This window comes from Brevibacillus laterosporus, from assembly GCA_007833815.1.
GTDB lineage: Bacteria > Bacillota > Bacilli > Brevibacillales > Brevibacillaceae > Brevibacillus_B > Brevibacillus_B laterosporus_D.
Genome location: CP033464.1, coordinates 340317 through 353835 on the forward strand (window position 1 = coordinate 340317; position 13519 = coordinate 353835).

Sequence of the window (13519 nt, forward strand, 5' to 3'; positions counted from 1 at the left end):
TCATGCCCCAAATTGTTTGGCATGGATATCTATCATTTTCGTTATCATGATAGCAAATAGGAACATTACCTAGGTAGTAAGTAACCTATGCCTAACTAATTCATCTAAAAACATCTGTATATCATTTGTAATCATCGTATTTTCTGTATTAACATTAAATTTTCCCGATATCTCTTTTAGCATCTCTTCTAGCGTAATTGTTTCTTTCGTACAAATATGTGTCCACAGTGTACAGGCTACTTCATCCTCAAACAAGATCGTTTGTCCTTCAGGTGTGAGGACAAATATACCCTCTACATTTTGATCATAAAAGATATCTTTGTTTACTTGATAGGGAGACATCATCAGGAAGGAACCTCCTCTTTTGATTTTCTAAAATAATTCCACATATGTTTTTTCAAGTTACTTTTTATAATTTTGCACTCTTCCGTGTTTGTGCCATCTATACTGTCTGTATCGCTCCATTGGATAGCTCTACATCCACCACCACACATATGTTTAAATGTACACTTTCCGCAAATTGGTAAGTTATCCGTGATTCTGTTTCGTGATTGTGTAAAGACAGGAGATTCGTAATAAATTTCTTCTAACGATTTGTCTTTTACATTTCCACCTAAAAACTCGGGATTATGCATGATTTTACAGGGAAATACATCGCCTTTGCTATCAACCGAAAACTCACTATACGCGTGACCACAATGATTTTTAATGAAAAACTGGTTAACAGCATCAAAATTAGGTTGTTTGTTGATGATTGTGTTTTCGATTTTTATACGTTGCACATAATTTAATTCGTGTTCGTGAGTCTTGCCTCTTCCTAATGAAGCTACAGGAGCTATAATGAGCCGGATGTTATTTTTATTTGTATAATCGATTACGTCCTCCACAGCATCCATATTATTTTTCGTGATTGTCTGGTTAATTTTTAACTTACAGCCAGCTTCTAGCAATAAATCAATGGCCTTTTTCGCCTTCTGCCACGATCCTTTTCCCCTATTTTTGTCATGCTCGTCCTCGATCATGGAATCAAGGCTTATCGTTACTAATTTCGTGATCTCAGCAATTTTGTTAGCTATCTCTTTGTTAGAAATAAAAGAACCGTTTGAAATCATATGAACATTTAACCCCAAAAAATTAGAATATTCCATTAATTCTACGAGATCTTTTCGTAAAAATGCCTCTCCGCCTGTAAAAACAATCGTTTTTGTCCCTAATTCCTTTACTTCTGTGATGACTCTTTTAGCCTCTTCAGTAGAGATATCATTATCCATAGATCTGCTGGGGCTACTTTCTGCATAACAATAGACACAATTTAAATTACATTTGTATGTTGTAACAAAATAAACAGATTTAGGTACAGGCTTATGCGTACTTTGTTTGTTCTCAGTATCTACATTAAAACTATCAATCTTATACAGTCTAATCAAACCAATGACCCTTTTTACCAAACTTACATCGTACTGTTCATCAATTAAACCCTGCGGTGATTTTTTGTTGTAAATCATTTCATGCGCTACTTCATATTCTTGCTGATTCAACACAATCCAACTACTCACCAAGTAATTATGAATAATATAGTCTTCCTTTTCTCGATAGACAGCTAATTTTGGAAAAGTTAATACATCATCGGTTACTAACATCGTATCATTCCTTTCCTAATAGAAATAGTAATGGCACTATTTTTACAAGTAGTGCCATTACTACTATTACCTATGTGTCTTATGCTCCTGCTCCATTATTTGCACCACATGAACAAGAATCAATTACATCAATTACGCCAGGGTTTACTACTTTCACTTTTGGTGTTGTATAATTTTTCATACTCTCACCTCCCTTCTATAAATAGCATAATATAACTTTACTTAAATTTACTGTTAATTCAATATATTGTCAATAATTAAATTAATTTACTTTCACTAAAAAAACCAGTTAAACATCGATATGTTAATTTAACTGGCTTTACTTTTCCTATTATCTATTTAATAGAAATGCTTTCTAACCAACGAAACATAGCTTTCGTATATTCTCCAATCTGCTCCGAAGTAAACAAGTGGGACGCATTCTCTACCAGCCACAACTCATGTGGTTTATGATGCAGGACAAGAGCTTTAGCCAAACGAGTGGCATGTTCTACTCCTACATTCTCATCTACTTGACCATGAATGATCAAAACTGGACAGGTGATTTGTTCAGCTTGTCTCACAGGTGAACGGCTATCATAGACATGGGGAACCGTATCTGGAGAGCCCATTATTTTTTTCAACAAAGACCGCATATCTTGCCGTTCTGAATACGTAAGGTGCATATCACTGACACCGCTCCAAACAACTACGGACGCATAACGATTAGGAAGCATAGCAGCACGTAATGCCATCATGCCACCACGTGAAAAGCCATATAGATGTATGCGATTAGTATCTACAAAGGGTATGTTAGCGAGCATTAAATATGCTATTAAGGATAAGTAAGAATAATGGCTATCTAATAGGAAAGTATAAAATTCATGTACGATAAATTCAGTTAAATTCCGTTTTGAATATGGTCAAAATATGGTCACGGGATGAGAGAAATTCGGTCTAACAATTAACGGGGAAAAATAGAAAAGCGGTTGACGAATCAGATGCAAATAGACCACTTGTAATTTTAGTGGTCTATTGCTTTTCATCTATTTAATTAGTGAAAAAATCAAACTATCCGCTACGCTATAATGCTATAGATACGTATTACATAATTTTATTCTTATTTACAAATATATACATTACAGGTAAAATGTTAACAAATATCATGTTTTATTAATTTAGGAAGGGGAATAACTTATCATGGCTGAAAGTTTAACTTTCACATCATTGGGGGAACTGATAAAAGAAAAACGAATAGACTTGGGTTTGAGCTTATCAGAATTATCTAGGATGACAGGGATTAATAAAGGGATCATCTCAAAAATTGAGTGGGGCGAAACCAAGCGACCAGAGTTAAGGACTCTAAAACCAATCGCAGACGTCTTAGATATACCTTACGAAAAGGTCATTGAACGATATATTGAAATTGATCATCGAATTGCAATTATGGAAGAACTTTTATTAGAATCTATAGAAATCTCCAACCCCTGTTTGATCACTAAAGTGACAATCAAATTCCTTGAAAATCCTAAAAATGATACAGATACATCATTAGAACATATTTATAACCTTGCTAATATCTGTACAGACAATGAAGTGAGGATAACACTTTACAGCATTATTATTAAATATGCCAGATCGCACGGAATATCATTATATATAGCTAGAGGTTTATATCAAAAATATCTGATCGAGAGAGAAGATTTAAAACACTTGGAGGAATCTTTTAAAGTAGGGGAAGAATCTTTGCACTATGTTGATTTTCTAACTAACGAAGAAAAAATTGTTTTCTATTTTAGAATGGCATTACATGCATACAACACGAAAAAATATACTCAATGTATTAAAATGTGTCAGGCAGGACTAAAGGAAGATACAGAAAATAGTGAGTTAAAAGCTAGAGCATATATAGCCATGATTAACTCAATGTCTCGTTTAGGTAAATATAGTGATGTAGAAAAACATCTTGAAGAATTTGAGAAGTTCAATTATCCATTTGTTAATGAAGCTTCTCAACTCACTAGAGCAATCTTAAAAGTAAGAAAAAAGGAATATTCATTAGCTATTCCTTTGCTAGAACAATGCCTTGAGATTATGAGCGGCGGCTCTCGAATCCATGTTGTAAACGAGTTGTTAGAGATACATATTTCCATGAATAACATGAATTATGTTTCAAACATTTTTCAAAAAGAAAACGAAATACTTGATCTTAGTTCGAAAACGCCCTATAAGCACCTATCAGTTGGGAGATACTACCGTTATAAAGGGATTTATCAAATGAACAAAGGACTAATTGAAGAAGGTATGGAAAGCTTTATAAAAAGCCTTTTGTCATTTGGAGAAGTAAACGCATATTTTGAAATGAATGAATGTATGAATGATATTATTTTAGGCTTTGTAGATTGCTCAGAAGCCCTTTCGTTACAATATTTAAAAAGGTTAAATTTGGTGTATAATAAAATCATTGGTAAATAATATAGTGATAGGAGGTGTTTATTGATGAAAAAAATATTAGTAATATTATCAGTGGTTTCATTATCAATGATTATTAACTTCTCAAATTCCCCAATAAACAAACCAGATGCTTTTAGTAAAACCACATCAATAGAATATTCAGCAAAACAAAATGATTACGATCCTGGTCATTAATTACCAAGTCCTTTTTTTGTAAGAACGCTAAATTAATAGCGTTCTTTTTTATTGTAATTTTGTAATATTTTGTCGAATTTTCAGGATCGTTTCATCTTAACTGGTCTTAATTGTAATACATGTAACAGATGGTAAAATAATACACAGGAGGAAGAAAGGAGGGATTGCAATTAGTGTATGCCTTTTAATTATACAAAGGGGCGTTCCCATCGTCGCTAAACTCACGGGAACGCCCCCACCTTGAGCAACAAAAAAAGTTACTCAAGGATATTCTACCACTCATTTACAGGATAAGAAAACAGAAAATTTTCAATTAGAAAACAATTTACAGAAGCTTATAGAAGTCCTCCGTAAAGAGTTAGAGCATCGGTATTTCAAAAAAGGTTCCTTTTTACATCCAGAAGTATTGCAGATGAGCCAACAACTAGATGAGTACATTGTTGCCTTTCAAAAGCTTACAAAACACTAAACTGGTTGTCGATGAGAATACGCTGTACGGGAACCTTACGAAACCCTTTAGGGCATATAAACAGCCGTTTTTCAGCTATTCCTTTAAGACAATTAGAATGTCCATTATGTTGGTATGGGGTGACTCCTATCAAGAAATTGAAATTGCAAGAGTCAAATAAAATATTCAAACAAGAAAAATCAAGGCAATGGTCAAAGTACCGACTTGTATTGATGAGTGAAGCTAGAACAATTTTGCTTAAAAATCAAGCTCAAAAAAAGGCACTGTTTCATTAGCTTTTTCGCTTAACTTAACGCCAAAAAAATATTTTAGACGGAGATGATTTTATGAAGATTCAAAACAAAAAACTACTTATGGGTATGATGTCACTTACATTAGCTTCAGTAGCTTTAGGAGGAACAGTACTTGCGGCTGAAGATACAAAACAAGTCAACTCGTCCATAGATGAACCTAAAAAAGATTCAGAGCCTTTCATTCCAATCGGTGTTATCAATAAAGCGTTGGCAGAAAAGGGACAGAAAGCAATATCTGCATCAGAAGTCCCTACTAAAGCCCAAGTTAATAAAGCTCTACAAGGTGTTATTGCGTCTAAAGATGATCCAGAAAAGGTTATTGACTTAGGAAATGGACATAAAATCACCATTTCTGTAAGTGGAACATCCGCTCCTGCTGAACAAAACAATGTATACAGTGTATCACCACAGTCCATTCAATCAGTCACAGCAAAAGGTGAAATAAAATATACTGCTGGAGTAGATATCTTCACTATGTCTATCACTCAGAAATACTCATATGATGATAAGATAACAAAAATAACTCAACAAGATAAAAAACCTAGTACAAGCTACGGTTCTGGTTTTGGTTGGAAAGGTTCTGATTCAGAAGCCCCCTATATTTATGAAATTGATGATACAGCTAAAGATGCTGTAGGAAACGGTCAATTTAAAAATATTATTTACGGTAAATACGGTTGCCATATTGAATTAAGATTTACAGCTACCGGAAACTACTATGTACATGATTCTTACTTCAATTAAAATACAATAATTGCAAAAAATGTTGTAAAATAAAGGTCGTACGTATGTGACGACCTTTATTTTTTATTACGAAAGGAAAGGGGTTATTATTTTGGAAAAAAAGTTGCGCAAAAGTGCCTTATACGGGTTCTTTATTGGCTTAGCTTTAATGATATTACTTATACCAGAAACACGCGAGTTACCTACCCACACTGGTGATGTAAAAATTGTGCCTATGGAGCCTTTAGAATATATTCTTCGTATTCTAAAAAGCGCCATTATTATTACTGTTGCTGTTGTCATGTCGATCTTTATTAGGGAGAAAAGAACAAACGACACTCCTGCGTTATCCCCCATCATTAACATGCTACTATATTTAGTTTTTGGATTTGTTATAGTTACAGCCGTTGGAACTTTCCTAGTGTACCTCATTCACTATGTTTTAAAGCTTATATATTAATTATTAATGATAAAACGAAAAACATAAGGAAGCCCTCTAACGATTGATATGCTCCCCTTGTGGTAGACAGTTGAAATAATATAACTGTTTCCTTACAAGGAGGAGCATTTTTATGTCCCATAAAGCAAAAATATCTGGGTCAGAAAAGATTGCAGCTATTGAAAAATATCTTCGTGGGGAAGATTCGCTTAATCATTTAGCAAATCTTCTAGATGTTTCCTTTCCATCTATTAAACAATGGCTTCAAACTTATCAATCATTAGGTCCAAACGGATTGCTCCATACATCCAAGAACTCCTCCTATTCCACAGAATTAAAGAAAACAGCTGTCGAGGATTATCTGGCTAGTCGTGGTTCTCACATGGATATATGTAAAAGATACGGCATCAAATCAACCCGCCAACTGCGTAACTGGATCCTGAAGTATAATGGTCATGAGAAGCCGAAAGCTTCCGGTTCAGGAGGAACGCCAATCATGACAAAAGGACGAGCAACTACTTACAAGGAAAGAATTGAAATCGTAAGATTCTGTATAGAACATCAACACAATTATGCCCAAACCGCACAGAAATTTCAGGTATCCTATCAGCAAGTTTATTCTTGGACAAATAAATACATTAAATCTGGTGTAGATGCACTTCAGGATAAACGTGGAAAGCGAAAATCTGAAGATGAGATGTCCGAAGTGGAGAAACTGAGGGCACATAATAAGCTGCTTCAAGCTGAGAACAGAAGAAAGCAAATGGAGATTGATTTATTAAAAAAGCTGGACGAAATCCAAAGGAGGCGATTCTAAGCCAAGTCCGATATGAACCTGTATATCTTGCAATACGTGATCTTCATGAAAGTAAATCATATCCCATAAGTCTACTCTGTGAAAACATGGGAATTCAACGTTCTTCGTATTATAAATGGCTAAATAGGAAAGAAAGCCATAACGAGAAATTCAACAAAGAGTTGCTTCCCATGATTAAGGATGCCTATGAAGAAAGAAATGGGATCCTTGGATATCGTCAGATGACAATCAAACTAAACCGACAACACAATCTTACTGTTAACCATAAACGGATATACAGACTCATGAGAATCTTACAAATAAAATCAGTATGCCGCAGGAAGAAGAAAAGTTACATTCCGTCAACTCCTCAAATTACGACGGAAAATATTTTGAACAGAGATTTCGAATCCGACGGATTCGGTACAAAATGGCTCACTGACGTGACGGAAATGAAGTATGGCCTTCAAAGCAAGGCTTATTTGAGTGCAATCATGGATTTGTCAGATAAAAGTATTGTTTCTTTTGTGGTAGGGCATTCCAACAACAATGAACTTGTGTTTAGAACTTTTGATATCGCACATCAATCATATCCTAATGCTAAACCCATCTTTCATAGTGACCGAGGATTCCAATATACGAACAAAATGTTCAAAAAGAAACTGGACGACGCAGGAATGATACAAAGCATGTCGAGGGTATCTAGATGCATAGACAATGGACCGATGGAATCGTTTTGGGGAATGATAAAATCCGAGATGTATTATCTCAATAAATTTAATACATACAAAGAATTGGAAGTAGCAATTATGGAATACATAACTTACTACAATAACCATCGATACCAGAAAAGACTAAACTGTATGACGCCTTTGGAATACAGGCACTACCTTCAAAATTCAGCAGCATAAGAAAGACACCAACCCATGTGAAAATAGTTGGTGTCAGATTTTTTTGTTTTTCCGTTGTCTACTTGACTGGGGGCAGTTCAGGTTTTTGATACCCCCCCCCAATACATTCATTCACTTTTGAAAGCTCACCTCGCCTACTTCCTGCGACTCTGTGAGCGTCTGTGTTTAATCACCTTACTTTTCTATTACTTAATATAAAAAAGCCCCCTAAGATTAGGAGACTAAATGAAAACAATCTATACGTGTGCAGGTTCAGGTATTTCTACGTGAAGGGGTGGAGGAATTAACCATCCTTTTTCTTTGTTTATCCGTAGTAATCTTACCCCATATTGTGCTTTTGTAATATGGAATTGTCCAAACATCACGCCAATGTCTTCTCTAATCGACTGGCCCATAACTTGACTACATGCAACTAGTCCAGCCGCTATATCCTTAGTTACAGACGCAGCAATTTCAGGATCACTAAACCTAGCACCAACAGGAATACTTTCTAATGATGCTGATGGTCTTTCTGGTGGAGAAGGGGGTAGAACAATACCATTAACTTTTAACAAAGCTTCGATTTGTTCAATTTCTTGCTTCATGGTTTGGATAGTATCTTCAAGAAATTTTTTAAGATCAGTATCGCCAGTATGGTTAATGAATAGTTGGTAACCAGCCAATAAGCCCTTTGTACCAGATAGATAACTCCAAACACCAAACACTTCACCGTAGTGCATTGGTTCATTTTGTGGATTACCACTTAAAATTCCCATGATTGTCCTCCCTAGTTGAAAAATATCCATTGAGTGACCTTCCTTTCTACGATTGGTCACATCCTTATAGTTCCTAAAAACAATGATCATATTCATCATTTCTAATGATAAAAGGAATATGGTAATTTTAACCTAGTGGAATATTTTTTGTTTTCACTGGACATCTTTTGTCATATGGTAATTGATAGATCATCTCCAAGCTCCTCTATCCTCTCTAGCAGTCTTCCGGTTATGACACTGCTCACATAATGGCTGCCAGTTGTTCCGATCCCAAAACAGCGTCTTATCTCCCTTGTGTGCAATGATATGGTCAACTACTGTAGCACCCGTTAGGAATCCCTTGTCATAGCAATGTTTGCAGAGTGGATGCTTTTTCAAAAATCCTATTCTTGCTTTTCTCCACTTAGCATCGTAGCCACGTTGCGTAGATGATCCACGTTCCCGATCATACTGCTGGACTTGTTTCTTCTGGTGAATAGGGCAATAAGCTTCTCTTGTTAATGTTGGACATCTTGAATGCAAACAGGTCTTTATTGGTTTGCTAGGCATTGTTTCACCTTCCTTGTTTACTAGAAAAAATATCTATCAAAATGACCTATATATATTTATTTCTTTTCTTTTCTTTTGTGTACTTATTGCATACATCATGTTGCAGAAACTAGAGTTACTGCTACAGAAATGAGGGTTATTGCTTACAGAAACCCAACTGTTATATACCCATTTTCGCTAAATTAGTTATTGTAAACAGAAACCCCTATTAATGTTACAGAAACTACAGTTCAAACAGGGTTATTGCGACATGATGTAAACATTAAGGGGTAGCACCAATGGTGCTACCCCTAGTAGACGGATAATCAAAAAGTGACTTACTATATTTCAGTTCTAATTAGTGGAACTTTAATCTCTTGAACGACAGTTCCACTCCCGTTATTGTTTCGTAACTTTGAATCTGTGATGTCTTCAATTTTTAAAATGAAGTCCGTTCCATAATTAGATTTGAAAGTACCTTGGCCTTTAACGATTACATCTCTTCCACTAGGTTGAAAGTTTCTGAAATCTCCCCATCCTTTTTGTTGGCATTTGGTAAGTACAGCACCTATATTTACTCCTCCGCCATTGGGATAACCTGGTGAAACCCTCCAGGCTATACCCCCAACATTTGCGTAAAGGTTAGCTTCACCTGAAATAGATCCAGTATTTAGGTATGCTAAAACTCTAAAGGTTTTACCTGCTGGTACTTTAATTTTTTGTGATGGGCTTTTATATGATACTTGTTTAGTTTTAGTATCGGTGGAAGAATTTTGAAAGTTATATTCAGTAGAAGCTTCCATGCTACCCTGAGCAATCGGGAATTTCATGGTAGCAGTGGTTTTGACTCCTACTTTTAATCCATGAGTTGTTGTATTTGAAGTGCTTTCCGTATAGGTATAGGTAAACTCGGGTGTTAACAGCTCTTGATCCATTGTTCCTTTTGAGTTATCTAATACGTTTTTTCCCGCATATAAAGGTGTCCCCGATACTTCGGTTGGACTTCCTTCTAATGTAGCCCATGCATTATTTACTTTATACTGTGAAATTCTTCTTTCGCCAATAACATTTTTAGGTGGTGTTAAGAAAACAATTCCTTCAGTTGGACTATAAGAGAATTGTTGTTCATCACTGGGTTTGAAGTTAGTATTCCATGCTTCATTAAAGGTTCCAGCTTCATCTTCTCTTGCCAAGTCCCGTAATCTTTCTTGAACATCTGTGGATGACGCATGAACAAATGGCGTACTCGAAAAAAGGAACACACTTATAAGAATTAAACTTGCAAATTTTTTCATAAAAACCCTCCCGTTAATATTTTATTATGTGAATATATTCACATAATAAAATCATATAATTAAATTCCACTAAATTCCACTATTTTCATTATGTAATCAGATATGTTCATAAATTCTCCATTTTTATAACAATTATTTTACAATTGGATTGTTGTTTATTTCTCAATGTATAATCTCTGTGAAATTAGGTTACACCCATCCATTAAGCAGAGTTATTTCAACATGAACAACATATCTGATTACATAAAAACCACCCGTCTCCAGGTGGTTCGTTCCATTCATATTTTGTTTCCCAAATTATAAACCTACGAGAGTAAATCCCGCTCAATACGTCAAAAGTGTACGATTTTGTCTAAAATGTTCGGTTTTGTCTAAAGTGTCAACCTACGCGGCTGTTCCTTCAAATAATGCCTGTGCGATTTTAATAATAATATTCTTCCTAATCTCATATAGACGTTGACGTGAGACTCCCACCATGAATGCTGTTACATTCATCTTTTCCCCATCAAGCATACATTCTAGTACCGCTTTTTCCTGTATGTCTCGAATTGTTAATGCCGCTTCGTCAATTTGTTTAATTTTCTTTTCTAATTCTTCGAGTCTACGAATCTTTTTGTTATATACTGCTTCTGGAATATTGAGAGTAGATATTTTTAGACCTTTTCCACTCGGCATTCCTGCATTATCGCCATATGAAGCTACTAAACGACTAGATATACTAGGCGTACTGCTGATAGATCGCTCTAATTCTGTTCGTAACCATGCAGCCTTGTTGACTAAATACCGATAACCTTTTATCCATTCTTCCGCTTTCTGAAGCCATTCCATCGCTGGTTCCATATTAGTAATTGCCAATTGTCCATCATGTTCTTGAAGACCTTGTTTCTCAATCATGTATTTATCCCATTCTGGACAACTTTCTATTATACCAACATGGCGGTCAAATGTTCGGCAAATACTCTTATTACCCCAACAAGTAGCAGGGCATTTTTCACAAACGTTTTCGATCAACAATCCTTTATTCAACTTCCATTCCCCCTTGCCGTGGTATAAAATAGTTTTACGAACATATATTCAATGGCTACCTATAAACAAATACAAGAGTACATAAAAGAAAAATATTATTACATTGCAAATTTGTATTAAATCAATTGTCCCATTTTAATTTACCAATCCGTTTTCGTTATTCTCCTCTTCCTCTATCACCAATTCATCTACATACCCACACAAACATCCAAGACAACAAAATTTCTTTCCATCAAGCATTGGGTTAACAAGTAAATATTCCTGTCTGTTCTTAATCTGGTGTTCACAGAACTCGCATTTCATCCGCCATCCCTCTTCCTTTTTAAATAAAAGTCATTTGTTCATTTGTCTCCTCGATCTCTCTTAGAAGATTCCCTTGAGGATTCCAGTTTGAAACGTGACTCTTAGCAATATCTAGATCACAAATAAGTGTGTTTTTGTAGGACTCGACATTGAAATATTCCTTATATTCCCTCCAAATAGCAGAGAAAGCTCTACCTCGAATGCTGCTACTTTTATAAGCTTGTCCGTTCTTACCACCTAGCAATTCGATTACTCTACGTTTAGCAATATTCTGTAATTCCAACTGCTGCCCGTAATCTATAGTCTTACTACTCTCCAACTTCACAAGTCTTTTTTCGAAACTTTGAGTTCTCATATCCAAGGAAAGAATCGCTTGGATTTCTGGACTTATACCCGCTGGTAGATGTTGTTCTGTAACTCGGTAATACTCATCTACTAACATTTCGTAGGCGTCCCAAGCTTCATCCGTATTTAGAGATTTGGCGTGCATCCAAGCACCTTTCTTCGTCCATAGATAGATAACGGAGGCATTTTTAGAACCATCGTGAATTTCATGACGGTCGATAAAGTTGCGTTTCTCCTCGCCCTCAAGCTTGATATAATGCTTACCTTCTTTATATCGTTTAATGTTGTTGTTGAAATTGTAACTCATCTGTTGACGATCCGCTCTGTAGGACTCCGATAATTGAGTTGTGGTTAAAACCCGTTCACCTTGGTATTCAATAGGTGCTAGTTTCATGATTCCGCTCCCTCCCTCTTGTTGGATACTACTTTCAAAGCTGGTTTCGTTGGTCTAACTTCTGTCAGACGTCCAAATTCATCAGTAGATACATTGTAGGTAGGTACATTTCCAAATACTTCCTTGAACATATTGCTCATACCACCTGGGTTCCTATCCATGTATTCCATGACCTCGCTCATAAATTGGTCAAACAAGTAACTATCGTTATCCTGTTCAATCTTTTCAACAAAGACTGCTTGTTGAAACGCTTCATAATCCATCTCATCAGGGATTTTTTCTATCGTCTTATTTGTGTGGTTCGGTTCTCCATCCACATAATATTTTTGTTTTTCAAGAGTGATAAGCGAAAGAAAATCCGTTTTTTTCATTCGGTAAAAGGCAAACCATACTCGTATCTGCTCCCCGAACGATACCTCCCCCAGATCAATGCTGCTCTTACACTCTTCAATGCATAAGTTATCAGAGAAAATGTCTTCCTCGACTCTCTTGCTGAAGGAATCTCGCTTGTTTTTCACAGTGTCATTAAGTTCCCCATACCTCTTCTGAAGTTGACACAACTCTCGATAGAGAATGCTGTACTTATGTCTGATTTTCTTGCGTTTTCTCTCGTACAATCGTAAGGCCACAAAGAAGTTTAGCGGGTTGTAGGTCTTGAGATTCTTTACAACTTCTAGCGTCTCGATAAAAATGTTACTTACTCCCTCTCCCCGTGATTCAGCTAGCTCCATGCCTTCCCGAATGGTTTCCTCCCCATCTTTTTGCAAAGAAGCAAAGAATAATAATCTAGTCAATGTCTCATGTATTCGTAACGAGTATTCGCTATACAAAAGCAAGTCTTCTTTTTGACTCAGAGACAAATCTTCTACAAACTTTCTCGTTTCCCGTTTCAACATAACTAGAGAATTGTTTATTTCAATTTTGTTCATCCTTTTCACCCCTGGAATAATTTTTGGAATATTTTACATTGATTT

Annotated in this window: 14 protein-coding genes and 1 pseudogene; 6 read left to right on the top strand and 9 right to left on the bottom strand. The window is 35.7% G+C overall.

All coding sequences use genetic code 11. The annotated features are described in order from the left end of the window. Positions 1-69: 69 nt before the first annotated feature. The 3 genes and pseudogenes from EEL30_02845 to EEL30_02855 form a co-directional block, all read right to left on the bottom strand. Complete coding sequence (locus EEL30_02845; GenBank protein ID QDX91407.1) at positions 70-345, bottom strand: PqqD family protein; 276 nt, start codon at positions 343-345, stop codon at positions 70-72. After that, positions 345-1640, bottom strand: coding sequence for a radical SAM protein (locus EEL30_02850; protein QDX91408.1), 1296 nt, complete (start codon positions 1638-1640; stop codon positions 345-347). The genes EEL30_02845 and EEL30_02850 overlap by 1 nt, the downstream gene beginning before the upstream one ends. A gap of 335 nt (positions 1641-1975) precedes the next feature. Beyond that, positions 1976-2452: pseudogene (locus EEL30_02855) on the bottom strand (S9 family peptidase). 367 nt (positions 2453-2819) lie between these two features. Here EEL30_02855 and EEL30_02860 point away from each other — a divergent pair. The 6 genes from EEL30_02860 (at position 2820) to EEL30_02885 (ending at position 7899) form a co-directional block, all read left to right on the top strand. Further along, positions 2820-4094: an XRE family transcriptional regulator gene (locus EEL30_02860; protein ID QDX91409.1), complete on the top strand. Its 1275-nt coding sequence runs from the start codon at positions 2820-2822 to the stop codon at positions 4092-4094. A 511-nt stretch (positions 4095-4605) separates the two neighbouring features. After that, complete coding sequence (locus EEL30_02865; GenBank protein ID QDX95652.1) at positions 4606-4737, top strand: aspartyl-phosphate phosphatase Spo0E family protein; 132 nt, start codon at positions 4606-4608, stop codon at positions 4735-4737. Positions 4738-5063: 326 nt separating this feature from the next. After that, positions 5064-5774, top strand: coding sequence for a hypothetical protein (locus tag EEL30_02870; protein QDX91410.1), 711 nt, complete (start codon positions 5064-5066; stop codon positions 5772-5774). Between the two features lie 91 nt (positions 5775-5865). Continuing rightward, positions 5866-6213, top strand: coding sequence for a hypothetical protein (locus EEL30_02875; protein ID QDX91411.1), 348 nt, complete (start codon positions 5866-5868; stop codon positions 6211-6213). A 112-nt stretch (positions 6214-6325) separates the two neighbouring features. Continuing rightward, positions 6326-7009, top strand: coding sequence for a transposase (locus EEL30_02880; protein QDX91412.1), 684 nt, complete (start codon positions 6326-6328; stop codon positions 7007-7009). Further along, on the top strand, positions 6970-7899 hold the full coding sequence (locus EEL30_02885) for an IS3 family transposase (GenBank protein ID QDX91413.1): 930 nt from the start codon (positions 6970-6972) through the stop codon (positions 7897-7899). The genes EEL30_02880 and EEL30_02885 overlap by 40 nt, the downstream gene beginning before the upstream one ends. A 236-nt stretch (positions 7900-8135) precedes the next feature. Here EEL30_02885 and EEL30_02890 read toward each other — a convergent pair whose 3' ends face one another. The 6 genes from EEL30_02890 to EEL30_02915 form a co-directional block, all read right to left on the bottom strand. Continuing rightward, positions 8136-8684 (bottom strand): DUF3231 family protein, encoded by a 549-nt coding sequence (locus tag EEL30_02890; GenBank protein ID QDX91414.1) that lies wholly within the window; start codon positions 8682-8684, stop codon positions 8136-8138. A gap of 159 nt (positions 8685-8843) precedes the next feature. Next, positions 8844-9203 (bottom strand): HNH endonuclease, encoded by a 360-nt coding sequence (locus EEL30_02895; protein ID QDX91415.1) that lies wholly within the window; start codon positions 9201-9203, stop codon positions 8844-8846. Positions 9204-9523: 320 nt separating this feature from the next. Continuing rightward, positions 9524-10477 carry a toxin ETX gene (locus EEL30_02900; protein ID QDX91416.1) on the bottom strand — a complete coding sequence of 318 codons (954 nt, stop codon included), beginning with the start codon at positions 10475-10477 and terminating at the stop codon, positions 9524-9526. Between the two features lie 384 nt (positions 10478-10861). After that, positions 10862-11491 (bottom strand): hypothetical protein, encoded by a 630-nt coding sequence (locus EEL30_02905; GenBank protein ID QDX95653.1) that lies wholly within the window; start codon positions 11489-11491, stop codon positions 10862-10864. A 334-nt stretch (positions 11492-11825) separates the two neighbouring features. Beyond that, positions 11826-12545: a hypothetical protein gene (locus tag EEL30_02910; protein QDX91417.1), complete on the bottom strand. Its 720-nt coding sequence runs from the start codon at positions 12543-12545 to the stop codon at positions 11826-11828. Next, complete coding sequence (locus tag EEL30_02915; protein QDX91418.1) at positions 12542-13474, bottom strand: hypothetical protein; 933 nt, start codon at positions 13472-13474, stop codon at positions 12542-12544. Before EEL30_02915 ends, EEL30_02910 begins: the two co-directional genes overlap by 4 nt. Between the last annotated feature and the right edge of the window lie 45 nt (positions 13475-13519).

Excerpts from the sequence above, each read along its gene's own strand:
- EEL30_02880 (QDX91412.1), top strand. The coding sequence starts at position 6,326 with ATGTCCCATAAAGCAAAAATATCTGGGTCAGAAAAGATTGCAGCTATT.
- EEL30_02850 (QDX91408.1), bottom strand. The coding sequence starts at position 1,640 with ATGTTAGTAACCGATGATGTATTAACTTTTCCAAAATTAGCTGTCTAT.
- EEL30_02870 (QDX91410.1), top strand. The coding sequence starts at position 5,064 with ATGAAGATTCAAAACAAAAAACTACTTATGGGTATGATGTCACTTACA.
- EEL30_02910 (QDX91417.1), bottom strand. The coding sequence starts at position 12,545 with ATGAAACTAGCACCTATTGAATACCAAGGTGAACGGGTTTTAACCACA.
- EEL30_02915 (QDX91418.1), bottom strand. The coding sequence starts at position 13,474 with ATGAACAAAATTGAAATAAACAATTCTCTAGTTATGTTGAAACGGGAA.
- EEL30_02890 (QDX91414.1), bottom strand. The coding sequence starts at position 8,684 with ATGGATATTTTTCAACTAGGGAGGACAATCATGGGAATTTTAAGTGGT.
- EEL30_02845 (QDX91407.1), bottom strand. The coding sequence starts at position 345 with ATGATGTCTCCCTATCAAGTAAACAAAGATATCTTTTATGATCAAAAT.
- EEL30_02895 (QDX91415.1), bottom strand. The coding sequence starts at position 9,203 with ATGCCTAGCAAACCAATAAAGACCTGTTTGCATTCAAGATGTCCAACA.
- EEL30_02900 (QDX91416.1), bottom strand. The coding sequence starts at position 10,477 with ATGAAAAAATTTGCAAGTTTAATTCTTATAAGTGTGTTCCTTTTTTCG.
- EEL30_02860 (QDX91409.1), top strand. The coding sequence starts at position 2,820 with ATGGCTGAAAGTTTAACTTTCACATCATTGGGGGAACTGATAAAAGAA.